The organism is Desulfothermus okinawensis JCM 13304, from assembly GCF_054654515.1.
The window spans coordinates 132,742-157,720 of sequence record NZ_BAAIEW010000001.1 but is presented as its reverse complement, the minus strand read 5'-3'; the positions used below and the strand labels follow the sequence as shown (position 1 = coordinate 157,720).

19 protein-coding genes are annotated in these 24,979 nt (G+C 38.5%); 11 read left to right on the top strand and 8 right to left on the bottom strand.

The features are described 5' to 3' along the window. Positions 1–15: 15 nt before the first annotated feature. Positions 16–1,548, bottom strand: a complete 1,533-nt coding sequence (locus ACYQ0O_RS00765; RefSeq protein ID WP_075067825.1) for a nickel-dependent hydrogenase large subunit — start codon at positions 1,546–1,548, stop codon at positions 16–18. 265 nt (positions 1,549–1,813) lie between these two features. Between ACYQ0O_RS00765 and ACYQ0O_RS00760 the strand changes: the two genes are divergently transcribed. From ACYQ0O_RS00760 to ACYQ0O_RS00730, 7 genes are all read left to right on the top strand, one after another. Beyond that, positions 1,814–2,428 (top strand): TetR/AcrR family transcriptional regulator, encoded by a 615-nt coding sequence (locus tag ACYQ0O_RS00760; protein WP_459889715.1) that lies wholly within the window; start codon positions 1,814–1,816, stop codon positions 2,426–2,428. Positions 2,429–2,447: 19 nt separating this feature from the next. Continuing rightward, positions 2,448–4,265, top strand: coding sequence for an acyl-CoA dehydrogenase (locus ACYQ0O_RS00755; protein WP_459889713.1), 1,818 nt, complete (start codon positions 2,448–2,450; stop codon positions 4,263–4,265). Between the two features lie 67 nt (positions 4,266–4,332). After that, positions 4,333–6,399, top strand: coding sequence for a (Fe-S)-binding protein (locus tag ACYQ0O_RS00750; protein ID WP_459889711.1), 2,067 nt, complete (start codon positions 4,333–4,335; stop codon positions 6,397–6,399). Positions 6,400–6,415: 16 nt separating this feature from the next. Next, positions 6,416–7,198 (top strand): electron transfer flavoprotein subunit beta/FixA family protein, encoded by a 783-nt coding sequence (locus ACYQ0O_RS00745; protein WP_459889709.1) that lies wholly within the window; start codon positions 6,416–6,418, stop codon positions 7,196–7,198. Continuing rightward, positions 7,198–8,172 (top strand): electron transfer flavoprotein subunit alpha/FixB family protein, encoded by a 975-nt coding sequence (locus tag ACYQ0O_RS00740; protein WP_075067826.1) that lies wholly within the window; start codon positions 7,198–7,200, stop codon positions 8,170–8,172. Before ACYQ0O_RS00745 ends, ACYQ0O_RS00740 begins: the two co-directional genes overlap by 1 nt. A gap of 36 nt (positions 8,173–8,208) precedes the next feature. After that, positions 8,209–8,505: a hypothetical protein gene (locus tag ACYQ0O_RS00735; protein WP_075067827.1), complete on the top strand. Its 297-nt coding sequence runs from the start codon at positions 8,209–8,211 to the stop codon at positions 8,503–8,505. 55 nt (positions 8,506–8,560) lie between these two features. Continuing rightward, the gene (locus ACYQ0O_RS00730) at positions 8,561–10,609 is read left to right on the top strand and encodes a peptide-binding protein (protein ID WP_459889706.1); all 2,049 of its coding nucleotides are present in this window, start codon (positions 8,561–8,563) and stop codon (positions 10,607–10,609) included. Between the two features lie 14 nt (positions 10,610–10,623). Here ACYQ0O_RS00730 and ACYQ0O_RS00725 read toward each other — a convergent pair whose 3' ends face one another. The 4 genes from ACYQ0O_RS00725 to ACYQ0O_RS00710 all read right to left on the bottom strand — a co-directional run bounded on the left by ACYQ0O_RS00725 (position 10,624) and on the right by ACYQ0O_RS00710 (position 15,534). Then, positions 10,624–12,837 (bottom strand): vitamin B12-dependent ribonucleotide reductase, encoded by a 2,214-nt coding sequence (locus ACYQ0O_RS00725; RefSeq protein ID WP_459889704.1) that lies wholly within the window; start codon positions 12,835–12,837, stop codon positions 10,624–10,626. Between the two features lie 39 nt (positions 12,838–12,876). Further along, positions 12,877–13,353, bottom strand: a complete 477-nt coding sequence (locus ACYQ0O_RS00720; protein ID WP_459889702.1) for a chemotaxis protein CheX — start codon at positions 13,351–13,353, stop codon at positions 12,877–12,879. Between the two features lie 64 nt (positions 13,354–13,417). Then, positions 13,418–14,638 (bottom strand): HDOD domain-containing protein, encoded by a 1,221-nt coding sequence (locus ACYQ0O_RS00715; RefSeq protein WP_459889700.1) that lies wholly within the window; start codon positions 14,636–14,638, stop codon positions 13,418–13,420. Positions 14,639–14,655: 17 nt separating this feature from the next. Beyond that, positions 14,656–15,534 carry a CheR family methyltransferase gene (locus ACYQ0O_RS00710; RefSeq protein WP_459889698.1) on the bottom strand — a complete coding sequence of 293 codons (879 nt, stop codon included), beginning with the start codon at positions 15,532–15,534 and terminating at the stop codon, positions 14,656–14,658. Positions 15,535–15,892: 358 nt separating this feature from the next. Between ACYQ0O_RS00710 and mgtE the strand changes: the two genes are divergently transcribed. The 4 genes from mgtE (at position 15,893) to tgt (ending at position 20,344) form a co-directional block, all read left to right on the top strand. Further along, positions 15,893–17,272, top strand: a complete 1,380-nt coding sequence (gene mgtE / locus ACYQ0O_RS00705; RefSeq protein WP_459889696.1) for a magnesium transporter — start codon at positions 15,893–15,895, stop codon at positions 17,270–17,272. Positions 17,273–17,274: 2 nt separating this feature from the next. After that, on the top strand, positions 17,275–17,979 hold the full coding sequence (locus ACYQ0O_RS00700; protein ID WP_459889694.1) for a CinA family protein: 705 nt from the start codon (positions 17,275–17,277) through the stop codon (positions 17,977–17,979). Then, the gene (locus tag ACYQ0O_RS00695) at positions 17,976–18,716 is read left to right on the top strand and encodes a purine nucleoside phosphorylase YfiH/LACC1 family protein (RefSeq protein ID WP_459889692.1); all 741 of its coding nucleotides are present in this window, start codon (positions 17,976–17,978) and stop codon (positions 18,714–18,716) included. The genes ACYQ0O_RS00700 and ACYQ0O_RS00695 overlap by 4 nt, the downstream gene beginning before the upstream one ends. Before the next feature lie 524 nt (positions 18,717–19,240). Further along, a complete protein-coding gene (tgt, locus tag ACYQ0O_RS00690) occupies positions 19,241–20,344 on the top strand; it encodes a tRNA guanosine(34) transglycosylase Tgt (RefSeq protein ID WP_459889690.1) in 1,104 nt (367 codons plus the stop codon). A 219-nt stretch (positions 20,345–20,563) separates the two neighbouring features. Here tgt and lon read toward each other — a convergent pair whose 3' ends face one another. The 3 genes from lon to clpP form a co-directional block, all read right to left on the bottom strand. Next, positions 20,564–23,014 carry an endopeptidase La gene (gene lon, locus ACYQ0O_RS00685; protein ID WP_459889688.1) on the bottom strand — a complete coding sequence of 817 codons (2,451 nt, stop codon included), beginning with the start codon at positions 23,012–23,014 and terminating at the stop codon, positions 20,564–20,566. 33 nt (positions 23,015–23,047) lie between these two features. Further along, a complete protein-coding gene (clpX, locus tag ACYQ0O_RS00680; protein ID WP_459889686.1) occupies positions 23,048–24,310 on the bottom strand; it encodes an ATP-dependent Clp protease ATP-binding subunit ClpX in 1,263 nt (420 codons plus the stop codon). Positions 24,311–24,372: 62 nt separating this feature from the next. Next, the gene (clpP, locus tag ACYQ0O_RS00675; RefSeq protein ID WP_075067835.1) at positions 24,373–24,957 is read right to left on the bottom strand and encodes an ATP-dependent Clp endopeptidase proteolytic subunit ClpP; all 585 of its coding nucleotides are present in this window, start codon (positions 24,955–24,957) and stop codon (positions 24,373–24,375) included. Positions 24,958–24,979 lie beyond the last annotated feature (22 nt).

Sequence of the window (24,979 nt, the reverse complement as noted above, 5' to 3'; positions counted from 1 at the left end):
ATCCCCTCAAATATGTTAGTGTATTGCACAGGCAAGACAGGGATCAAAGGACCTGACTATCCTAACAGCTTCCATTGGCTGTTTTAGGTCCTTTAAATTTACACCTACAAGTGCCCTCTCAACAGGTCCGGGATTTCCATTGTGATCCCTGGGAGAGAAATTCCATGTGCTTGGAACAACACACTGATATCTATCTATCTTATAGTCTGATATAGTTAGCCAATGTCCCAAGGCTCCCCTGGGGGCCTCAGTTATGCCTACCCCTTTTCCCTTTCTAACCAAACTAAAATCCCTGGCAGGGGCCTTGTCAACATGGAGCTCATCCAGCCATTCCATAGCCTTTTCAATAATAATCTTGAGTTCTAAGGCCCTTGTAACATGCCTTCCTGCCACTGAATAAAAATTTTCCATCTTAATATTAAATCTTTTCATAACTCCATCTAAAAGGGGCCTTGCAACGGATTTTCCAGGAAAATGGTAGTCAACTAACATCCTGGCAATGGGCCCCACTTCCATTGGATGCCCATCATACCTTGGAGCCTTTAACCAGCTGTAGGCACCCCTTTTATCTGGATCTGGCTTGGTCTCCCCCATGCTGGGGTGTAGGGAAGATGGGGAGGAAAACCTTGAGAATTCTACATCCTCTGTAATCTTTGTAAGATCCAGGGGTTCATATTTACCATAAATAATAGCGCCGCTATTAAAAAGGGTATCACCACCACCTAAATCAAATACTCCATATGCAAGAAAATTTTTATATCCCCTGCCAATCTTCCAATATTCAGACATAATGGAAAACAGGGCAAATACATCTGGAATATACACCCTTTCAACAAAATCCTTTAATAACTCAAGTCTGGATCTATACGACAAAATCCTCTCTTCAGTGGGTATCTGGGTGCATCCCCCAGGCACTAAGGCCGTTGCATGGGGAACCTTTGCGCCAAATACAGCACACATCTCATGTGCTTTCCTCCTCATATCCAGGGCCATTAAGTAGTGTTTTACAAATTCAATATTTACGTCCCTCTCCTCTACATAAAAATCACCTTCATACCTTGGCAAAAATGGACCCAGGGCATATGGCTCCCCTGCTTTAGCACTCTTTAATTTATCCAGTGCCCATTCCTTTAATTTCACTAGCTCTAAGTCATTTCCACGATAACTCACAATTGAAGTGACATCCACATAGTCCAGTACGCTCAAATGATAAAAATGCACAATGTGGGACTGTATATAATTGGCAGCTAAAATCAAATTTTGTAGAAGCCTTCCATTTTTATTGGGCTTTATACCATAAGCATCTTCCTGGGCCTTGCAGGATGCCATGCCGTGGGAAATAGGGCACACCCCACATATCCTCTGGGTTATTTGCTGGGCATCTAATGGATCCCTACCCCTTAAAAAGACCTCAAACCCCCTAAACATTTCACCAACAGAATATGCAGAAGTAATAACATTACGTCCTTTGTTGTACTCTGTCTCTAATTTCACAGCCAGATGCCCTTCTATCCTGGTAACTGGATCAATCACGATCTTTTGTCCCATAAGCCCTCCTAGGTAATTTTTTCTATAAACAGGTATTCAATAGAATATTAAAGGTGGTTCATAGATATAGCCAAGATGATTCTGATGCCTAGAAAAAATTTCAATAGAAATCAACTCAACAAAAAATTTTTGTGCCATATCACCACTTATTTTTTTTAATTACTCTTGACATTTTAATTTAAATTTTGCTAAACGGAACGTGAATGAATATTCATTCAGTATTTTTTTCAAAAATTTTAACTTATTAGAAAATATAACTGCCACCATGCAAGATAGACAAGATAGAGAAGTAAAAAGAAACGAAAAATACGAAAAAATTTTAGAAGCAGCAATTAAGACCTTTTCAAAATATGGGTACTACAGGGCCACCATATCTCAGATTGCCAAAGAGGCAGGGGTGGCAGATGGGACCATTTACCTATATTTTAAAAACAAGGACGATATCCTAAGGAGTTTTTTCAACTATCGTACAAATGAAGTGTTTGCTAAATTCAAAGATGAAGTAAAAAAGGGAAAAAACGCATTAGATAAGCTTAGGAGGTTAATACACGCCCATTTAAGTGCCTTTGAAAATAGCCGTGAAATGGCTATTGTGTATCAGGTAGAGTCTAAAAAAAGGAGTCATTTATCTAAAGATAAAATAAAAGAAATGTCCAATATGTACATGGAATTGGTAAAAGAGATTATAGAACTGGGGCAAAAGGAAGGGACCATTAGAAAGGACCTATCAATTCCATTGGTTAGGCAGCTTATGGTTGGTGCTATTGATGAAGTGATAACCTCGTGGGTTTACACTTCAAAAAAATATAGTTTGTCTTCTATGGCTGATCCCTTAATGGATCTAATAGTTAAGGGTATTGGCAATGACAAAGAAAAATAATTAAAAAAAGGAGTTGGTTATGGCACAACAGTTAGCAGATCGCAGGGATGTAGATTTTGTACTATTTGAACAATTAAAGGTTCAAGAATTAAGTGAAAAGTACGAAAAGTATGCAGATTTCAACAAAAAAACCATTGAACTAATCTTAAAAGAAGCCAGAAACCTGGCCATAAAAGAAATGCTTCCAACAAACAAGATCGGTGACGAAGTTGGTGTTAAACTTGAAGATGGTAAGGTTATTGTTCCAGAAGAATTTCATAGGATTTATGAGCTCCTAAAAGAAGGCGAATGGATTGGTATGTCTGAAAATCCAGATTGGGGTGGTCAGGGTATGCCCCGTTCAGTAGCCATGGCTGCTGGAGATTTTTTTATTGGTGCAAACTGTGCCCTACAGCTCTATGTGGGTTTGACAATTGGTGCTGGACACTTAATTGAGGCTTTTGGGACTGAAGAACAGAAAAAATTGTTTTTAAAGAAGCTCTATACTGGCGAATGGGGTGGCACAATGCTCTTAACAGAGCCCCAGGCAGGATCTGACGTAGGTGCCCTTACAACCACTGCAGTAAAAAATGATGATGGCACATATTCCATTACTGGAAACAAAATTTTCATAACTGGCGGCGAGCAGAACTTAACCGAAAACATTATCCATCCAGTTCTAGCAAGAATTGAAGGAGCTCCTCCAGGAACTGACGGTATATCCCTCTTTATTGTACCCAAATATTGGGTAAATGAAGATGGCTCATTGGGTGAATTTAATGACGTGGTATGTACTGGTATTGAAGAAAAAATGGGTATCCACGGCAGCTCCACATGCTCACTGGCCCTGGGTAGCAAAGGCAAGTGTCGTGGTCTCCTTTTGGGCCAAGAGAATAAAGGAATGAGGGAAATGTTCCTCATGATGAACCAGGCAAGGTTGCTTGTGGGTTCCCAGGGAGCTGCATTGGCTTCAGCCTCTTACATGGAAGCTGTTAATTACGCAAGGGAAAGGGTACAAGGACGCCATCTAAAAGACATCCTTGACAAGAGTGCTCCTCCAGTACCCATTATCCAGCATCCAGATGTGAGAAGGATGCTCTTGCAAATGAAGGTATTTGTTGAAGGAATGCGCTCCTTACTCTGGTATGTGGGACTTTTGGAAGACTTAAAGAGGGTAACAGACAACGAAGAAGAGAAAGAAAAATATCAAAATATAATTGACGTGTTGATCCCAATTTGTAAGGGTTATGGTACTGATAGGGCTTACGAAGTTACAAACCTAGGGGTTCAGGTCTTTGGTGGTTATGGGTATACCAAAGAATATCCAATGGAACAGTATGTAAGAGACTGCAGGATCACCATGATCTACGAGGGAACCAATGGAATCCAGGCAATGGACCTCCTTGGAAGGAAGTTGGGTCTTAAGAAAGGTAAGGCAATAATGGATGTAATGGGTGAAATCCAGAAGACCCTAGCAGAAGCAAAATCAATTGAGTCCCTAAAAGGCTTTGCTGAGGAACTGGAAAAGGCCTTAAATAGGCTGGGCGAAGTGGCAATGACCATAGGTGGCAAGGCCATGAGCGCTGAGATCTTGACTGCATTTGCCCATGCCTATCCATTTATGGAAGTAGTTGGCGATGTGATCATGGCATGGATGCTTCTGTGGAGAGCTGCTGTTGCTGCAAAGGCATTGGAAAAGGCCAAGAAAAAAGATATCGCATTTTATAATGGACAGTTGAAGAACATTGAATTCTTCACCCACTACATCCTACCCGTGACAATAGGCAAAATGAATATGATTATGAATATGAAAGATACCGTTGTCTCCATTGATGAAAACTCCTTTGGTGGCAAATAAATAATGCAAACACTATGTTGAAAGGGGGCGAGATTTCGCCCCCAAAAAATTTTAATGAGGTGAGTATATGGAAATGGCATTAACACCTGTAGCAAAGGTAACTATCCTGGGAATACCCTTTTCACTATTTGCAGTGTTGATTCCCTTAATAGGTATTTCAGCCTTTTGCTATATAATGGCCAGAAGGCTTATTCCCCTGGCAAAGGCTCAACCAGATTCCAGATTTGATAGACCTAAAGAGAGAATAAAATCCGTTATAAAATTTTGGTTAGGTCAGTACAAACAACCGAGATATTTAGACGCCGGCGTAATCCACATTGTGATCTTCGCTGGTTTTCTTATTTTATCAATCCGTTCTACCTCCCTGGTAATTGAAGGTTTTAAACCAGGTTTTGTATTTCCAGGTCTTGGGGGATTTTTAGGAGATATTTATAATTTTCTAAAGGACTATGCAGCAACATTTGTACTAATTGCATGTATTGTTGCGGGAGTAAGGAGGGGAGTATTTAAACCTGAGAGATATAAAGTTCCCCCGAAATATGGAAAAGACCATACATTTGAAGCAATCTTTGTTCTTGGCCTTATTGGTACATTGATGATATTTGAGAGTCTCTATAGTGGCTCCATGGTTGCTGCGCAAAAACAGCTCGGGCTCCACGCTGAATTTCTTCCACCTTTGACTCTATCATGGCTGTTTGCAAAGCTACTTGCCTCAGCTCCCAAGGGGCTACTACAATTTTTAAACACCACTTCTTATTTTGTCCATGACTCTGTATTCTTCTTCTTCCTCTGCTTTTTGCCCTTTGGAAAGCACTTTCATGTTATTACATCAATCTTTAATGTCTATTTTTCTAAATTGGACCGTGGTACAGTAAAACCTGTTAAATATGGCGTATCAGAAGAAGAATTAGACAACCTGGAGTACTTTGGTGTTAAATACTTGGAAGACTTCACATGGAAAAATATTTTAGACTTTTACACATGTGTGGACTGTGGTAGGTGTGCAGATGTGTGTCCAGCCAATACTGTTGGAAGGCCTCTTATCCCAAGATTTCTGACCATTAAGGCTAGAGACCATATCTTTGACAGGTTCCCTGTACTTGGTGAGATAAAACCAAAAGAGCCACTCATTGGCACTATCTACGAGGAAGACGAAATTTGGTCATGTACCACCTGTGGGGCATGTGAAGAAGAATGTCCTGTAATGAATGAGTACATCAATAAAATCGTGGACTTAAGACGGGGAATGGTGGATGAGGGATTGGTTCCACAGACTCTGCAAAAGCCCTTAAATGCCCTGGCCAAAAGGGGAAATCCCTATGGTAAAATGGAAAAGAAAAGAGCAGAGTGGACCAAGTCCCTGGAGGACATTGAGGTAAAAATAGTAGGCAAAAAGGCTCAGGCTGAAACCCTCTATTTTGTTGATAGCGCTACATCTTATGATGAACGTGGAAATGAGATAGCAAGGTCTGTTGTAAAAATACTCCATGCATGTGGTGAAGACTTCGGTATCCTTGGTAAAGGTGAAAAGGACAGTGGACATGAGGTGAGGAGATTTGGAGAAGAAATGCTCTTTCTCACCTTGAGAGACCAGAATATAGATGCAATCTTGAATTCTGGTTGTAAAAGGATAGTCACTGCAGATCCACACGCATACAATGCGTTAAAAAAAGACTATGATGGAATTCCCCCAGTTGAACACATTTCAGAGTATATCTTGAGAAAGATAAATGAGGGGAAACTTAAATTTAAACCAATTGATGATCCAAACCTGGTTTTTACCTATCACGATCCCTGTTATCTGGGTAGACACAATCTTGTATATGATGCCCCAAGAAAGGTTCTAGACGCGATTCCAGGACTAAAAAGAGTTGAAATGGAAAGGCATAAGGACAGGTCTTTTTGCTGCGGTGGTGGCGGACTCATGCTTTTTTATGAACCACCAGAGGAAGAACAGCGTATGGGACAGGTGAGGGTAAGGATGGCAAATGAAGCTGGTGCCAACGCCATTGTTGTGTGTTGTCCTTTCTGCCTAACCCACTTAGAGGATGGAGTAAAAACTACTGGCTTTGAAGGAAAAATTCAGGTAATGGACTTAACTGAACTTATTGTTAAACAATTAATCATAGAATAATTTCTGGGAGGTGAGTATGGAAATATTAGTATGTGTAAAAAGGGTCCCTGATCCAGCAGAAAATGAAATTGAGATCAACAGCGATGGAACAGACATAGAGAGAGATGATCTGGTCTATTCTGTAAACGAGTGGGACAATTATGCAGTGGAAGAAGCTATCCAGATCAAAGACAAAGTTGGTGGCTCTGTAACTGTGGTAACTGTAGGTGATGAGGAAGCTGATGAGGTCCTCAGGCGTGAGATGGCAATGGGTGCTGATAAGGGTATTCACGTAAATGATGAGACATTGGAAGAGACCGATGGTCTGGGTATAGCCAAGGCACTCAAGGCAGTTGTTGAAAAAGGAAATTATGACCTTATCTTAACTGGTGCACAGGCAGATGACGGGGCTGCCCAGGTTGGTGGAATGCTGGCTGCACTTTTAGATCTCCCCTATGCCTCCCTGGTAAACTACATTGAAATTGTGGATGAAAACACCTTGAAGATAGGTAGGGAGATTGAAGGAGGAAATCAAGAACTAAGCGAAATCAAGCTTCCATGTGTTCTATCCATTCAAACTGGTATAAATGAACCAAGATATGTTGGAATCAGAGGGATTAGAAAGGTTGCTGGTGTTGATATTCCTGAAATGGAACTATCAGACCTTGGGCTTTCAGAAGACGATGTTGCTCCAAAGGTCAAGAGATTAGACTACTTTGTACCTGAAATGGGTGAAGGTGCTGAGATCCTAGAAGGTGATATGGAGGAAATTGCAGAGAAGTTGGTTGAACTCTTGAAAGCCAAAGGAGGAATCAAATAATGAGTAGGGAAATTTTTGCATATATTGAACACAATGATGGGGTATTGGATGACAGCGCATTGGAATTAATTAATGCAGCAAAAAAAATAGATGCATCTGCAAATGTAGTTGCTGTTCTATTTGGGACCGGGGATAATTTAAACAAGGCCTGCGAAGAGGCAGCCAAGACCTATAACGCTGTTTGGAAAGTGGACAAAGACTATCTTGCTTACCCAAATGCAGAAATCATCAGGCCTATGCTTGTTAACATGCTGCCAAAGGGTTCTATTTGCCTAGTTCCCCACAATACCTTTGGAATAGATCTGGCTCCTGGACTATCTGTAAAAATGGATGCTGCATACATTCCAGATGTAATTGGCATTGAAAAAGTAGAGGGAGACAAAGTTGTTGCTATCCGTCAAGAATTTAGTGGCCAGGTACACACCCATGTGGAAGCTGATATTTCAAATGGAATAGTAATTTCCATTAGGCCTGGTAGCTTTGAAGCTGATGAGGCCAAGGCTGCCAGTGGAGAGGTGGTTGACAAAAGTGGTGATGCTGGTGATGTTGAGGCCAAGAGAACATTTATTGAAGTGAAAGAGGCTGAAGTTGGAGATGTGGACATTACCCAGGCAGACATTCTGGTATCTGTTGGTCGTGGTATTGGTGAGGAAGAAAACATTGAATTGGCTGAAGAATTGGCCGAGGCCCTTGGTGGTGTGGTATCCTGTTCAAGGCCAGTAGTTGACGCCAAGTGGCTTGACCATTCAAGACAGGTTGGAACGTCTGGTAAGACCGTAAAACCAAAGGTCTATATTGCAGTTGGTATTAGCGGAGCCTTTCAGCACGTAGCAGGTATAAAAGGAAATCCATTTATTGTTGCCATTAATACAAATCCAAAAGCTCCTATATTCCAGGTTGCTGATGTAGGGGTAGTTGAAGACTGTATCGAATTTTTGCCAGTACTAACTGAAAAGGTACAGGAAATGAAATAAAAGGTAAGGGGGGCTGTAAGCCCCCTTCTTTTTGGGATGAAATTTCAAACATACCTTAAAAACCACTGTATAGAAACAGCACTAAAAAGGCTCTACAATAAATCAATATCTGAATATTTTAAAAATCCCACCAAATCCAATGAGAATAAATTATCTTACTTGGAACTGGCCCTTAAAAACTTAGATTTTCCTTCTTTAAGGTCAACATATCCTGAGTTAAATGGAAATTTAGATAGTCCAATAGAAATAAACTTTAAACAGGATAAAATTATTATTAAAATTCCTGGAAGAAAATCTCCCATTGAGATCAATTTTTCTTCAAGGTATACTTAACCCAAATTTTTATAAACCTTGACCACGAGATAATTCTACTAAAGGGACGTTGTGTATGCTTATCAAAAGGATATTGTTATTTGCTCCAATATTACTAATAATTATTCTACTCCAGTCTTACTTCTGGGTGCCTACGTACCAGCAACAGACCAAGGGTAATCCAGATAGATTAGTGGAATTCATCACTGGATCAACTGGGGATGCTGCTATTTTAAATCCAATACTTTCAGCTGATTCTGCTTCCTCAGAAATAGAGGGCAAGGTCTTTGAGGGACTAATCGATAGAGATGAGCACCTGAATTTTAGGGGACGCGTAGCAAGGTCCTGGGAAATTTTTGAACAGGCATACTTTTACATAAACAAAAACAAACATCTATCTCCTGAGCAGATTATAAAAAAAATATCCCACATTAAAGGGATTAAGAGAATAGAGATACTTCCACCAAAAAGAAAACACCTCCATTTTAAACTTGAAAAAAGAGACATAGACATATTTCTCAATCTACCCTCCAGGGTGAAAGTGACACTACTTAAAGTAAGCCCTAATTTTTTTAATAAGGTAGAAAAAATCCTTGGAAAAGATTATTTTAGCGATATTGATATGACAAAAGTAGTCCATATAAAACAGAAGGATCTGACAGATTCTCAACTAAAAAAAATCAGGTTAAAGTTTTTTAAACCAACTGAGCACAATCCAGTGATTTTATTTCATTTGAGAAAAAACATATTCTTCCACGATGGATATAAACTTACTGCAGAAGATGTGAAGTTCACATACGAAGCAATTATGGATCCCCAAAATCTATCCCCTAGGATATCTGATTTTGAACCCATTAAAGAGGTGAATATCATAGATCCTTATACTGTGAAAGTCGTCTATAAGCGCCTTTATTCCCCTGCCTTGGGTGCATGGTCAATAGGGATCTTGCCAAAACACCTCCTTTGCAAAAAGGCCTTAAAAAAGGAGGCCATAAAAAGAGGACTTAATCCCAAAAAATTTACCATTAGGGACTCTAATTTTAACAGACATCCAATTGGTTCTGGTCCGTTTAAATTCGTGGAGTGGAAATCTGGACAGTACATTATACTTAAGAGGTTTGATAAGTATTTTGAAGGACCACCAAATTACAAGAAGTACATCTTTAGAATTATGCCAGACAAACTCACCCAAGAAATGGAGTTTTATTCTGGTACACTTGATATTTACGCAGCTCAGCCCCATGAAGTAGACAGACTAAAAAAAGATCCTAGATTTCAGGTATTTTCAGGCACATCATACGGATATACCTATATTGGATATAATTTAAGGAGAGAACCCTTTAAAGATATAAGGGTGAGACGCGCCTTATCAATGGCAATAGATGTGGACAAAATTATAAAGTACGTGCTCCACAACCAGGGAGAGAGGATAACAGGCCCATTTGTAAAACAGACAACATACTATGATAAAACAGTTAAACCTATTCCATATGATCCCAAAGGGGCACTTTTGTTATTAAAAAAGGCTGGTTGGGAAAAGGGTAAAGATGGATGGCTTTATAAAAATGGCAGAAAAATGCAGTTTACATTGATCACAAATTCAGGAAATGAAATCAGAAAGGCAATACTTGCTATTGTTCAGGACTCCTGGAAAAAGATTGGCGTAGATGTTTCAACTGATGTTCTGGAGTGGTCAGTTTTTATCCAGGAAAGGATAAACAAACTGGACTTTGATGCAGTTATCCTTGGCTGGGTAATGTCTATTGAACCAGACCTCTATCAAATATTCCATTCATCTCAAACCCACCCATATCAACTAAACTTTATAGGATTTAAAAACAAAAAGGCGGATGAATTAATAGAAAAGATTAGAACAGAATATGACCTCAAAAAACAGATAGAATACTGCCATGAACTACATAGGCTCATTGCAAGAGAATGTCCTTATACCTTTCTATTTGTGAGAAAATGGACAGTTGCTCTGGACAATCGAATAGTTATAAAGGATAAGGATAGTAGGGGGAAAATAGTATATAAAAAGATAACCCCAACACCAACAGGAGATTTTTCATTTTACTTCAATAAATGGATAAAACTCCCCCAGAGAATTGATTTTAAAAATTAAGGCTATACCAGAAGTTAGCATCTGGTATAGCCACAGGAATTACACAACATACATCCCTCTTGAAAGGTAATCTCCTCACCGCATTCTGGACATACTGGCCTAACCAGAGAAGGCTCTATTTTTGTTCCATGGTTCCTAGATTTCTTCATATATTGATTTTCTAAGACCCATGCAACTGCATCAGGGATAGAGAGTAGAAGCCCCTTTTTTTGAAATACAGGATGTTCTCCTCCAATTCCCTTTAATTGTCTCACTATTTCTTCTACTTCCACACCTGATCTCAGAGCCAGAGATACAAGCCTTCCAATTGCCTCTGCCTTTGCAGTGATAGATCTTCCAGATTTTCCTATGGTAGCAAATACTTCAAATGGTTTACCATCTACTTCATTTACAGTTAAGTATAGAGTACCAAGACCAGTCTTTACCTTTTGGGTAAACCCATACACCACATCAGGCCGTTGCCTTACCTTTGATTCCTTTTCGCTGTCCTTTTTTAAATTGAGCACTTGAGAAGACTTACACCCATCTCTAAAAACTGTAACCCCCTTTACCCCCAATTTATATGCCTCTAAATATATATTTCTAACATCATCTATTGTGGAGCTATTAGGTAAATTAACTGTCTTAGAAACTGCGTTATCTGTATATTTTTGAAAAGCTGCCTGCATCTTTAGATGGTACATGGGTTCAATATCGTGGGCAACCACAAAAATCCTCCTGAACTCATCTGGTATATAGTCCAAATGTTGAATACTTCCCTTTTCTAAAATATCCTCTATGAGTTCATCGGAATACAAACCAAGTTTTTCAAAGGCTTCTTTAAACACCTTATTTACCTCTAGCAGCTTTTCACCATCCATAACATGTCTGTAAAAACAAAGGGAAAAAACAGGCTCAATACCAGATGAACACTCAGCAATTATAGAAAGGGTTCCAGTGGGCGCAATAGTGGTTGTTGTAGCATTTCTATAAGGACCTTCTCCATTGAGCTTATAAATAGATTCTTCATAAGCAGGAAATGGTCCCTTCTCTTTTGCGAGAATTTTTGAAGCTTCCTTTGATTCCCTTTGAATAAAGGACATGAGCTTTTCAGCAAGTCTAATTGCTTCCTCGCTGTTGTAGGGAATCCCCATTTTAAAAAGTAGATCTGCCCACCCCATTATACCAAGACCAATCTTTCTGTTTAACCTGACTTTCTCAGTTATTTTATCAATGGGATATTTAGATAGATCAATTACATTATCTAGAAATCGAACGCAAAGATGCACAACTTGTTTTAGACGATCAAAATCTATTTTTTCATCTTCCCTGTCCACATAAAAATTGCTCAAGTTTATAGAACCTAAATTGCATGCCTCATAAGGCAAAAGTGGTTGTTCTCCGCATGGATTGGTACTTTCAATCTCTCCCTGGGTGGGCGTGGGATTATCCCGATTGATCCTATCCAAAAAAATAATCCCGGGATCTCCACTTTGCCATGCCTTTTCAACTAAAAGATTAAAAACATCCCTGGCCCTAAGCTCCCCTTTTCTTTCCCCTGTATGGGGTGCAATTAGGGAATATCTTTTATCAGCTAAAACTGCCTCCATGAATTCTTCAGTTAGTGCAACAGATAGGTTAAAGTTATTAAGCTCCCCTTCTTTTTCCTTTGCCTTTATAAATTCAATGATGTCAGGGTGGTCAACCCTGAGTATACCCATATTGGCTCCACGCCTTGTGCCGCCCTGTTTAACCTGTTCTGTTGCTGTGTTGAATATTTTTATAAAAGATAATGGACCTGATGCTATTCCTCCTGTTGATCCCACCCTGCTGTTCTTTGGCCTTAATCTGGAAAAGGAAAAGCCTGTTCCCCCACCAGATTTGTGTATTAGAGCAGCATATTTAATTGCATCAAAAATACCTTCCATGGAATCTTCAACTGGTAAGACAAAACAGGCAGCGAGCTGACCCAATTTAGTGCCTGCATTCATAAGTGTTGGGGAATTAGGTAAAAAGTCCTTTCCAACCATTAAATTAAAAAACCTTACTGCCAGATCATCAGGGGTGTACGGTGAATTTTTGTATCTGGCCTCTACATCAGCAACACTTTTGGCAACTCGCCAAAATAATTCTTCTATTGTCTCAATGGGTTTTCCATCTGGTCCTTTTCTCAAATATCTCTTTTCTAAAACCTTTTTTGCATTTTCACTAAAATTAATTGTAATTGCCATATCCCTATTTAATACCATTTTGTTTGTGGTCATAACCATAATACTCTCTATAAATGTTTACATTTCAAAACTAACTTCAACCACTACCTTACCCCCTGTATTCACACTAAATGGGATTGAGAGGATTGGGGCATTTTTGATGTGATCCAACTCCTTCCCCTTTCCAATAATAATTTTAGGAGTACCTGCCTGAAACTTAAGGCCCTGTTCAGAGAGATGGATCCTCGCCTGACCTGAGATCATATTAGTGAGCTCACCAACTGCATCTGCGATTTCGTCGTTTATCTCAGTAAAATTTTCAAAGAGCATATTGTTTACTATTGTTAAAACAGCATCTTTAGTTAAAGTGAGAGAGATAACCCCATTCATATGACCAGAAATATCAAGAATACCTGTCACATCTCCCACCGCAGTTCTCTGTTTATTTATATATGGCCTTTCTGGTTTAACCTTTACATTGGCCATTGTCTCAAGCACGTTGATTACCGCGCCTAAAAAAGGATTTATAAAATTCACATCATAACTTTTGGCCATAACTACCTACTTTGATCTGTTTTTAGGAGGGATCAACAAATTTTAGGCCAAACTTAGGATTTTTCTATAACAAGGCTGCAAGTAAACCTTTTAACAACTTGTTGTGTTCAAAAACCATTGGCCTAATTTTCTCAAGGGGAAAATCAAGCATTTCAAAAAGTTCCTCTTCCATCCCTGGTACAACAAAAGTACCCCCATAAACTATTGCAACTGCATTTGCAAGGTTGTCTGCTAGCTGTAAGATTGCAGCCCCTTTATTAAATGAAGCATCAGAGGGAGTGTGGTGGTTGGAAACAATATCATTGATTGTCTCAGGGAATTCCCAACTACTCATTAGCAAATTACTAATATCTGTGTGAGTAAATCCAAGGACATACTCTTCAGCTTCAATCAAAGGAACCATATTTTCCCTGGCAAACACCAATGCCTCAACTGAAGAATAGGGCATATTCTTAAACAATATCAATTTTCCCACATCATGAAGCAGTCCAGCAGTAAAAAATGTTTCATCACTCATATCCTTATAATTTGAGGCAATAAGTTTGGCAAAAATGCCACAACTAAGGGAATGTCTCCAAAAGGTCTGCATATCTATTAACTCAGGGGGGATATCTTTAAAATATCTTATGGCAGTTATCCCAAGGGCCAGATTTGAGAGCTCTTCTTCACCAACATAAGACACCGCCCTTTCTATTGAATCGACCTTTTGGGTGAGTCCAAATAATGGACTGTTTACCAGCTTAAGCAGTTTTGTGGATAGAGCAACATCAGTACTAACAACCTCTGCTATATCCTTGGCTGAGCTTGATGGACTCTCCAACAATTTTTTTAGTTTAAAATATACATCAGGAAATGATGCCAGAGAGAGCTCATGTTTTATTATGTCCTCAGGACCACCCATATCCTTTAAAAATAAGTCCTTCATTCTCTCTACACTTTTGGCCCTTATATACTCTTCACACAGGGGTTCCCAGCCTCTTTTCAAGGCAGTAAATACCAATTCAACTATTATTCTATATAGTTCAACAAATAATCTGTTGTCTGGATTTACATACATAAAAAATTTAAAAACATATTCTTGTGCCAAAGTCTCCAAGAGATCTTCTTCCTCTTGTTCACTCTTTGCAGTGACATAGACATATTCTATCCCCGCATCCTGGAGGAGTTCTTTTTCCTTTTCTCCTAGCTCTCTGCCTTTTGGCAAAAGCTCAGTTCCATCTAAACCAGACACGTGCTTAGCTAAAATCATGCCTGGAACTATATATTCAACACAAATCTTTTTCACCACAATCCCCCCTAATCTTATTTGTTTTTCTGATACACTATACCACCAGGTTTGATTTGCGCTTTAAATAGTTTGGTTATTCTGTGTATGCTTTCTGAATAACCCAAGAAAAGATAGCCATCATCCTTTAAATTATCATAAAAGTGGGAAAGGACCTTTTGTTTTACTGCATCGTCAAAATATATAATCACATTTCTACAAAATATTATATCAGATTTTGGTATTTTTTTAACATCCCTTTGTTCTGCAAGGTTGATTAATTGAAAATTAACCAGTTTCTGCACCTTTGGATGGATTCGGTATCCAGTAGCCTCTTTTATAAAATATTTTTGTTTGATATTATCTGGAGTGGTCCTAAGCGAATAGTCACTATATATCCCTTTCCTGGCCTTTAGCAGAACAGCAGGAGATAAGTCATTTGCATAAATCTTTACATTCCATCCAATAATAGAAACCTTTAGGACTTCATGTAGTATGATTCCAAGGGTATAGGGTTCTTCTCCACTTGAACACCCAGCTGACCAAATAGTAATGGATTTTACGCCCTCATTTTGCCTCTTTTTTATGATCTCAGGGAGAATAACATTTTTAAAAAAAGTGAGTTGTTTTAAGTCTCTGAAAAAACTGGTCTCATTTATAGTTATCAACTCACACAATTTTTTGAATTCACTTTCTTTTTTAGGAGAGAATTTCAAAAATTTTACATATTCTGCAAAGGAAAGAAGATTCAGCTCGCTTAGCCTTTTTCCCAATTTATTCTCAATTAAATATTTTCGTCTAGGAGGAATTGAGATACCTGTTTTTGCATAAATAAAGTCAGTTAGCTCTTTAAATTCCCCATCTGACAATTTTGGTGTTTTTCTAAGAGATAGTTTCCCCAATGAAAGAGTTGCCATATTATTAGCCCTGTCTCCTTTAAGTTTTCTTTAAATTATCCTAACAGACACATAACATAGCCTTTCTATAGCAAATACCAAAAAGAAATTCAACATACGTTTCCACTATTAATTAAATTCTATTTATAACATAAACAAAAACTTGATTTTTTTCATAAAAAGACATAATGTTTTACAACTTTTATCAGCAAAAGATTTTGGAGGTATACATATGCCTGATCCTGACAGTCGAAGGACTTTTGTTAGAATGAAAAAAATTTCCAGGACATATTGCCAGGCCTGTAATTATATGAAATAAAACCTTATGGTCACATCTCCAGGGCCTGGGGATAGGTCCTGGGTTTACTGGAGGTGGACCATGACCAAAAATCCCCTTTTAGTTCCAGAAATCAGAGAATTTATCTCAAAAAACGATGTAGATACCATAAAGGAATTTTGCAGCAGTACCCATCCTGGTATAGTTGCAGAATTCATATCTCCTCTATCACCCAATGAGATATGGGACATCTTAAAAATTCTAAACCCTGACTTAAGGGCAGAAATATTTAGTCATTTAGATTTAGATCTTCAAATAAAATTAACCCAAAACCTATCACGCCACGACCTGGCCCAGTTAATATCCGAGATGTCACCAGACGATAGAGTAGATCTATTGAAAAAACTCCCAGAGGAGTTCAAAGAAAATCTCTTACCTGCCATTGCCCAGGCAGAGAGGGAAGATATTAGAAAACTTTCTTCCTATCCTGAAGGTACAGCTGGTGCAGTGATGACCTCAGACTACGCCACTTTGCCACCTGATATTACTGCCCAGCAAGCTATTGATAAACTGAGAAAGGAAGCCCCAGACAAAGAAACCATTTACTATTGTTATGTTGTTGACGAACAGAGAAGACTACTTGGTTTTGTCTCATTGAAAGATTTGATCCTTGCCAAACCAGATACCCTGGTAAAAGAAATAATGAACAAGGATTTAATCTATGCCCATGTATTAGATGACCAGGAAGAAGTTGCCAGAAAGATACAAAAATACGATCTAATTGCATTGCCAGTTGTAAATGGAAATGATGCATTAGTTGGTATAATTACATATGACGATGCAATGGACATAATCACCCAGGAACATACTGAAGACATGGAAAAATTAATGGCAATTACAGGTGAACACGAAGCAGCTGCATATATGAAAACCCCTGTCATAGAACACTTTAAAAACAGATGTGGTTGGCTTATTTTCCTGGCCCTATTAGGATTTGTGTCAGGATTCATTGTACAAAAGTTCGAAAATGTGATTATGCAATTCACAATACTTGCTACATTTATGCCAATGTTAGCGGATACTGGGGGAAATACTGGCAGCCAATCAGCCACCCTGGTTATTAGGGCACTGGCTTTAAAAGAAATTACTCCAAGAGATTTTCTCAGGGTAATATATAAGGAATTTAACATCTCCTTACTACTTGGAATTGCCCTTGCGTTTGTTGCGATTTTAAGGGTTTATTTCTACGCTTTGACAACTCCAACTTACCATCTTCCACTTACTAAAATAGGAATGGCTGTTGGAGTGGCACTTTCTCTCCAAGTGATTTCATCAACTCTTATTGGGGCGATACTCCCTTTAATAGCAGCTAGATTCAAAACAGACCCAGCTGTAGTTGCATCTCCAGCCCTAACAACAATTGTGGATATAACAGGACTGTTTATATTTTTTACCACAGCAAAAATTATTTTAGGAATATAATCATGCAAACTCTCACTTTATTTCCCTATGATATAGCTAGATATAACTCGTTTTTAGAGCAAATAAAAGGAAATCATCTCATGGTCACAGAGAAAATAGAGAGATTTCCAGAAGTGTTTTTGCATGTAGCTTCTGACACGGACTACAACAAATCAGATCTTGTCATCCCCACTGATATCTTCTCCTTATACAGAGATATTATAGTAAGTCAATCTGGCAGAGGACTGATAGAAGAGGTGACTGAGATGTTGAAGCGGTATAAACTGACAATATCTGTGGCTGAAAGCTGCACAGGTGGACTAATATCCCATCTACTAACTCAAGTCTCTGGTAGTTCCAACTATTTTATTTTGGGGGCAATCACTTATTCAAATTATGCAAAGACAAAGATATTGGGTGTACCCAATGATATACTTAAAAAATTTGGGGCAGTACATGAAAAAACAGCAAAACTCATGGCCACTGGAATTAAAAATAAATTGAACACAGACATTGGCCTTGCTACTACTGGTATTGCAGGACCAACTGGTGGAACCAAGGAAAAACCTGTTGGCACCATATGTATCTCTCTAATATTTCGTAACAATTTAATCGCTAAAAGATATCATATGGATTTTGGAAACAGAGAGAAAAATAAAACCTTCTTCGCCTATCTGGCATTAAATTTATTGAGATATGAACTTATTAAACAATCTAACTCATTATGATACACATCATCTATTTTAAGTTCCCAGGGGTTTCAACAGTGAAATGCGCCTTTACCACAAGGGTAGGAGGACATAGCCTTGGTAATTTTTTTTCAGCTAATCTCTCCTACGAGGTTGGAGACCAGATAGAACATGTGAAAAAAAATAGACAACACATATTAAATCAATTGAATATAAAAGAAGTTATTGAAGTAAAACAGATACATGGTGATAAGCTAATATGTGTAGATAATACAAACTTTAAAGAACAACCCATCCTTAAGGGAGATGCCATTATTTCATCTAAAAAAAATGTGGGACTTATGGTGAAAACCGCAGACTGTCAGCCTGTTTTAGTATGTGATAAAACAGGAAATTTTATTGGAGCCTTTCACGTTGGATGGCGAGCAAATAGAGGAGAATTTATAAAAACATGGATAGATATTTTCTGTGGGCAATATAAGCTAACTCCCCAAAATATCTTGGCTGTTAGGGGACCAAGCCTTTGTCCCTACCACAGTGAATTTGTTAACTTTGATAACGAATTTCCAGATAAATTTAAAAAATATTTTGACACAAAGTCAAGGAGGTTAGACTTGTGGGAAATTACCCATGATCAATTGGTAAAAGCAGGTATACCAAAAAGTAACATATTCAGGCTAGATTTGTGTACTTATTGTTTAGAAGAACTGTTTTTCTCCTATAGAAGAAACAGGATTTGTGGTAGACAGGGAAGTATTATTTGGCGAAATAATTAGTCTCAAAATGACCCATTATAATATTTAATTGACAAAACAACCGTTATGCCTTATCTTAATATTAAATTTAGGAAACACTATTAATATTTTTTCTATCAATCCTTGGATAGAATTAAAGCAGGAGGAAAGCATGTTAACATTAACAGAAGGTGCAAGGGAATTATTGGACCAACACTTTGAAAACAAGGCCGAGGTCCCTTCTATAAGGGTGTATTTGGCCCCTGGTTGAGGAGGTGCTCAGTTAAATCTTGCTCTGGATGAGCAAAGGGAAAACGACAAAGTATTTGTATTTGAACCATATACTTTTATAATTGATAAGAATCTGCTGGAATCAGTAGCACCTGTGGAAATTGATGGCAGCCCATGGGGTTTTAGAATAATATCTAAACTATCATCCCAGTCAAATGACGGATGTGCATCTTGTAGTAGTTGCGGATAAAAATATAGTATAACAATGGCAATTTATAAGGCCGAAACTTCATTAGTTTCGGCCTTTTTTGTGTCTAAAATTATGAGGTAAATCTATGTCCAAGGTTTTTGAAGTGTTACACGTAGATGGGAATGCTAGAATAGGTCGTTTAAAAACAAAGCATGGGATAGTAAACACACCCATATTTATGCCTGTTGGGACAAGGGCATCGGTCAAAGCACTCTCTTCCCACGATGTATACTCCATTGGGGCCGAAATAATCCTTTCAAATACTTACCACCTCTATTTAAGACCAGGGGATAAACTCATAAAAGAGCTAGGTGGTCTCCATAACTTTATGAATTGGCACAGACCCATTCTAACAGATAGCGGTGGATATCAGGTATTTAGTCTATCTGCCCTAAGGGATATTACTGAAGAGGGTGTAATTTTTAGGTCCCATATAGATGGTTCAAAACACCTATTCACCCCTGAAAATGTCACTCAAATTCAAGAAAATTTAGGCTCAGACATAATGATGGTTTTAGATGAATGTGTACCATATGGGGCTGACTATGACTACACAAAAAAATCTCTAAAACTTACCACAACATGGGCCAAAAGGGCATATTTAGCTAGAAAAAATCCCAAACAACTATTATTTGGAATAGTGCAGGGTGGATTTTTTTCAGATTTAAGAGAGGAGAGTGCTAAGCAGATAACAGAAATCCCCTTTGATGGTTATGCAATAGGAGGACTTAGTGTTGGAGAACCCAAAGAAATAATGTTTAACATGCTTGGATCAGTAATACCTATCCTTCCTTGGAATAGGCCTAGATATCTTATGGGAGTGGGCAAGCCCATGGATATTCTAAATGCAATTGAAATGGGAGTGGATATGTTTGACTGCGTCCTTCCAACAAGGAATGCACGAAATGGAACCCTTTATACCTCCTTGGGAAAGATAAATATAAAAAAGAAGAAATTTAAAAAGGATGATTCGCCCCTGGATCCAAATTGTAATTGTTATACTTGCACAAATTTTACAAGGGCATACTTGAGACATTTATACACTACCAGAGAATTACTGGCCTATAGACTCAATACCATACACAATCTGGCTTTTTATTTAAATTTAGTGAGAGAAGCCCGCTTTGCAATTAAACATAAAAAATTCTTTAAGTTCAAAAACAGGTTATTAGAGATAATTGGAGATTAGTGGATCTGTTTTTTATTTCTGCCTATTCCCTTAGCTCCGATTATTGATTGCGTTATGGAGAAAGTGAATAGTGAATAGAGATTAGTGAAAGGTAGAAGGGTGAAGGATGTATGTGAGAGTTACAGATCACAGACACATACCACAGACACAGCAAAGCTCAGGATGAAGACCACATTGAACCTTGAACGTTAACCTTGAACTTTGAACGCAGATTTTTATTCACTGAGTCTTTTGTGAAACTTCTTCTTTTCTCAGCCTGTATGAAATAGGAACTATTTCCTTTGAGGTCTCTAAAAAGTCCCTGGGTTTTATATCTTGTAGGGCAATTGGCAAAACATCGTCCATGTGATCCACTTCAACTATCTCTAAATCTTTTAGAATGGTATTTGGTACTTCTTTCAAGTCCTTACTATTTTCCTTTGGGATAATGACCTTTGAGACCATACCCCTATGGGCCGCAAGCAATTTTTCCCTGAGTCCACCAATTGGCAATATCCTACCACGTAAGGTGATCTCGCCTGTCATGGCAACATCATTTTTAACCGGAACATTGAGTAGAGCTGAAACAAGGGCAGTTGCCATAGTTATTCCAGCAGATGGACCATCCTTTGGAGTTGCCCCTTCTGGTACATGAATATGGATGTCCACTTCCTTATAAAAATCTCTCTTAAGGCCAAATAGCTCTGAGCGAGTCCTTACATAGCTTAGGGCTGCTTTTGCAGATTCCTGCATCACTTCCCCTATCTTTCCTGTTATTTCTATCTTTCCACTACCGTCCATAATTGCTACTTCTATCATCAAGAGCTCTCCGCCAAGCTCTGTCCATGCAAGGCCTGTGGCCAGTCCCACCTGTGATTTTTCTTCCCTCTCACCATGCCTAAACCTTGGGACTCCCAAATATGATGAAATTGAACTTTTAGTTACAGTAATTTTTCTGTCTAGATCCTTTCCTTCTACCAATTTTTTGGCAACCTTCCTACACACAGAAGCTATCTCCCTCTCAAGGTTCCTGACTCCTGCTTCCCTTGTATATTTCCTGATAATCTCAACCACCGCACCATCAGAAAAAGAAACATTTTTGTCCTTTATTCCATGTCTCTCACTCTGTTTTGGAATGAGAAAATATTTAGCTATTTTCAACTTTTCATCTTCTAAGTAACCAGGAAGATGAATTATCTCCATCCTGTCCCTCAATGCCCACGGAATTGTCTGCAAGGTGTTTGCAGTGGTTATAAAGAAGATATTTGATAGATCATAATTTAGGTCTAAATAGTGATCATTGAAGGCATAATTTTGTTCTGGATCCAAAACCTCTAGCAATGCAGCTGATGGGTCTCCCCTGAAATCTGTGGACATCTTATCCACCTCATCTAAGCATATGACTGGATTGTTATACTTTTTCTTTCTCAAAGAAAGTATTATTTTCCCAGGCAGGGCCCCAACATATGTCCTCCTATGTCCTCTAATTTCTGCTTCATCCCGAACACCTCCAAGAGATATCCTTATAAAGTCTCTATCCATTGCCCTTGCAATAGACCTGGCTAGAGAAGTTTTTCCCACCCCAGGAGGGCCAACAAAGCACAAAATAGGACCTTTAACCTTGTCCACCAATTTTTGAACTGCCAGGTATTCTAAAATCCTCTCCTTTGGCTTTTCCAACCCAAAATGATCTTCATCTAATATCTTAGCTGCATGTTCTATATTAATATCTGTTGTTTTGATTTCATCCCAAGGCAAATCCAAAATGCAGTCCACGTAATTTCTAACAACTGTATACTCCGCAGAGGAAGGGGGCATTTGTTTGAGTTTCTTTATCTCCCCCATAACCTTTTCCTTTGCCTCATCAGGCATTCTCTTTTCTTCAAGGAGTTTTACTAGATTTTCCACCTCCTCAAAGGGATCCTGTTCAAGCCCCATTTCTTTATGGATAGCCTTTAACTGTTCATTTAGATAGTAATTTTTCTGGTTTGATTCTATTTGCTCTTTCACCCTTTGGTTTATCTTGGCCTCAATTTCCAAGAACTCTATTTCGCTGATAAGAAGTCCGTAAACAATCTCCAACCTCTTGACAGGGTCTAATTCTTCCAAGACCTCCTGTTTTTTCTCAAAACCTGCTCTCAAATGGGGGATAATGGTATCAGCCAGTTTTCCAGGATCATTGGTATCCAAAATTAGCTTTAAGGCATCTTTAGATATTCTCTTTGACGATTTTACATATTTTTTCAATGTGTCTTTTGTTAGGCGAACAAGAGTATCTCCTTCTTCCGACACCGATTTACTGTCATGTAAGATATTAATATCCACCACTGGGAAATTACCAGTTTCATCAAATAACGGATCTTCACCTGTCCATGTAGCTCTTTTTATTCCCTCAAACAGAACTTTAATGGTTCCGTCTGGAAGTCTTAGTAGCTGAAGGATCTTTGCAACTACTCCCATTTCATACAGATCTTCCTTTTTTGGAATTTCAATTTCAGGATTCTTTTGGGTTACTAAAAAGATCCATCTATCAAATTCACTTAAAGACTTCTCTACCGCTTTAATTGAGCTTGGTCTTCCAACATAAAGAGGCATAATCGCACCAGGAAAGATTACTACATCCCTTAAGGTCATAACGGGTAATTCTCTAAATTTTATTTCTTTATCCATTTCATGGGCTATTTCACTCATTGAATTAATTCCTCCTGGGCAATTAAAGTATTTCTAGGCAGTTTTCATTTCTCTGTCTTTATCATAAAATAAAAGGGGATCTTTACCACCATCAACAACAGAACTATTTATGATGCACTCCTTAACGCCTATTCTTGAAGGAAGCTTGTACATAATATCCATCATAACAGATTCCATTATGTTCCTAAGCCCCCTGGCGCCTGTCTTTCTCTCCATGGCCTTTTTTGCAATTGACTTCAGTGCTCCATCAGTAAAGGAAAGTTTCACCCCTTCTAGCTCAAATAATTTTTGATATTGTTTTACCAGTGCATTTTTAGGTTCAGTTAATATCCTTATTAAATCATTTTCCTCTAATTCATCTAAAGCAGCTATAACAGGCACTCTACCCACAAACTCTGGGATCAAGCCAAACTTAATCAAATCCTCTGGCCGACACTCCCTTAAAATTTCACCAATTTTTTTCTCCTTCTTCTGGGTAATTTTGGCACCAAACCCCATGGATTTACCTTGAAGACGTCTCTCAATAATCTTATCCAACCCAATAAAGGCACCGCCCATAATAAATAGAATATTTGTGGTATCCAGACGAATATACTCTTGCTGTGGATGTTTTCTACCACCCTTTGGTGGGATGTTTGCCATTGTCCCCTCAATAATCTTTAGCAATGCCTGTTGAACTCCTTCCCCTGATACATCCCTGGTAATAGAAGCACTCTCTGACTTCCTTGAAATCTTATCTATCTCATCTATATAAACTATCCCTTTGGATGCAGCTTCAATATCGTATTCTGCATTCTGCAAAAGCTGCACCAGGATATTCTCAACATCCTCGCCCACATAACCAGCCTCAGTCAAGGTGGTCGCATCGGCAATAACAAAAGGCACATTTAAAATATTGGCCAATGTCCTGGCCAGCAGAGTTTTACCTGTTCCTGTGGGACCCAATAAAAGGATATTGCTCTTGTCCAATTGAACATCTGCTGCAGTTATAGACTCTTGATAATAAATCCTCTTGTAGTGGTTATATACTGCCACAGATAGGATCTTTTTGGCCTGTTCCTGGCCCACTACATACTCGTCTAATATCCTCTTTATCTCCTGGGGAGGGATAAGCTGGCCTTCCTCCACTTCATCGCTGATCTTATCCTGGGTAAGAATTTCATTACAAAGGGCCACACACTCATCACAAATAAACACATCAGGTCCTGCAATTAGCCTCTGGACCTGATCTTGATCTTTACCACAAAAAGAACACCTAAATTTTTGAGTGGTATTATCTTTTCTATTTTTTCCCATAAAATCACCTTAAAAATTGAATTTATGGATTAGCCGGAGTTTATCATTTTAATAAACTCGAATTAATCCTCTCTCTTGGTCAAAATCTTATCAATAACTCCATATTCAAGGGCTTCATCTGGACCCATAAAATAGTCCCTATCTGTATCTTGTTCGATCTTCTTTATATCATTTCCAGTATGTTTGGCTAAAATATCATTTAACATCCCTTTAAGTCTAATAATTTCTTTTGCCTGAATGTCAATGTCAGATGCCTGTCCTTGAAATCCCCCCATTGGTTGATGCAAGAGTATCCTGCTGTGGGGCAAGGCATATCTCATACCAGCCTGGCCTGCTGCCAACAAAACTGCAGCCATACTTGCAGCTTGCCCAAGACACAAAGTTGCAACAGGAGCAGTTATGTATTGCATGGTATCATATATGGCCAAACCAGCAGTAACGGATCCACCTGGTGAATTTATGTAAAAATTTATCTCTTTTTCTGGGTCCTCAGATTCTAAGAATAAAAGCTGTGCGCAAATCAAGTTTGCCACATGGTCATCAATGGGGGTTCCAAGCAAAACTATACGGTCTTTAAGTAACCTGGAATAGATGTCATAAGCCCTCTCACCCCTTCCAGTGGTCTCTATTACTATTGGAACGTTCATACTGCACCTCTTCAAAATTTTT

What these genes read in the sequence shown, in the direction of transcription:
- ACYQ0O_RS00765 (WP_075067825.1), bottom strand. Translation starts at nt 1,548, where the DNA reads ATGGGACAAAAGATCGTGATTGATCCAGTTACCAGGATAGAAGGGCAT.
- ACYQ0O_RS00760 (WP_459889715.1), top strand. Translation starts at nt 1,814, where the DNA reads ATGCAAGATAGACAAGATAGAGAAGTAAAAAGAAACGAAAAATACGAA.
- ACYQ0O_RS00755 (WP_459889713.1), top strand. Translation starts at nt 2,448, where the DNA reads ATGGCACAACAGTTAGCAGATCGCAGGGATGTAGATTTTGTACTATTT.
- ACYQ0O_RS00750 (WP_459889711.1), top strand. Translation starts at nt 4,333, where the DNA reads ATGGAAATGGCATTAACACCTGTAGCAAAGGTAACTATCCTGGGAATA.
- ACYQ0O_RS00745 (WP_459889709.1), top strand. Translation starts at nt 6,416, where the DNA reads ATGGAAATATTAGTATGTGTAAAAAGGGTCCCTGATCCAGCAGAAAAT.
- ACYQ0O_RS00740 (WP_075067826.1), top strand. Translation starts at nt 7,198, where the DNA reads ATGAGTAGGGAAATTTTTGCATATATTGAACACAATGATGGGGTATTG.
- ACYQ0O_RS00735 (WP_075067827.1), top strand. Translation starts at nt 8,209, where the DNA reads ATGAAATTTCAAACATACCTTAAAAACCACTGTATAGAAACAGCACTA.
- ACYQ0O_RS00730 (WP_459889706.1), top strand. Translation starts at nt 8,561, where the DNA reads ATGCTTATCAAAAGGATATTGTTATTTGCTCCAATATTACTAATAATT.
- ACYQ0O_RS00725 (WP_459889704.1), bottom strand. Translation starts at nt 12,837, where the DNA reads ATGGTATTAAATAGGGATATGGCAATTACAATTAATTTTAGTGAAAAT.
- ACYQ0O_RS00720 (WP_459889702.1), bottom strand. Translation starts at nt 13,353, where the DNA reads ATGGCCAAAAGTTATGATGTGAATTTTATAAATCCTTTTTTAGGCGCG.
- ACYQ0O_RS00710 (WP_459889698.1), bottom strand. Translation starts at nt 15,534, where the DNA reads ATGGCAACTCTTTCATTGGGGAAACTATCTCTTAGAAAAACACCAAAA.
- mgtE (WP_459889696.1), top strand. Translation starts at nt 15,893, where the DNA reads ATGACCAAAAATCCCCTTTTAGTTCCAGAAATCAGAGAATTTATCTCA.
- ACYQ0O_RS00700 (WP_459889694.1), top strand. Translation starts at nt 17,275, where the DNA reads ATGCAAACTCTCACTTTATTTCCCTATGATATAGCTAGATATAACTCG.
- ACYQ0O_RS00695 (WP_459889692.1), top strand. Translation starts at nt 17,976, where the DNA reads ATGATACACATCATCTATTTTAAGTTCCCAGGGGTTTCAACAGTGAAA.
- tgt (WP_459889690.1), top strand. Translation starts at nt 19,241, where the DNA reads ATGTCCAAGGTTTTTGAAGTGTTACACGTAGATGGGAATGCTAGAATA.
- lon (WP_459889688.1), bottom strand. Translation starts at nt 23,014, where the DNA reads ATGAGTGAAATAGCCCATGAAATGGATAAAGAAATAAAATTTAGAGAA.
- clpX (WP_459889686.1), bottom strand. Translation starts at nt 24,310, where the DNA reads ATGGGAAAAAATAGAAAAGATAATACCACTCAAAAATTTAGGTGTTCT.
- clpP (WP_075067835.1), bottom strand. Translation starts at nt 24,957, where the DNA reads ATGAACGTTCCAATAGTAATAGAGACCACTGGAAGGGGTGAGAGGGCT.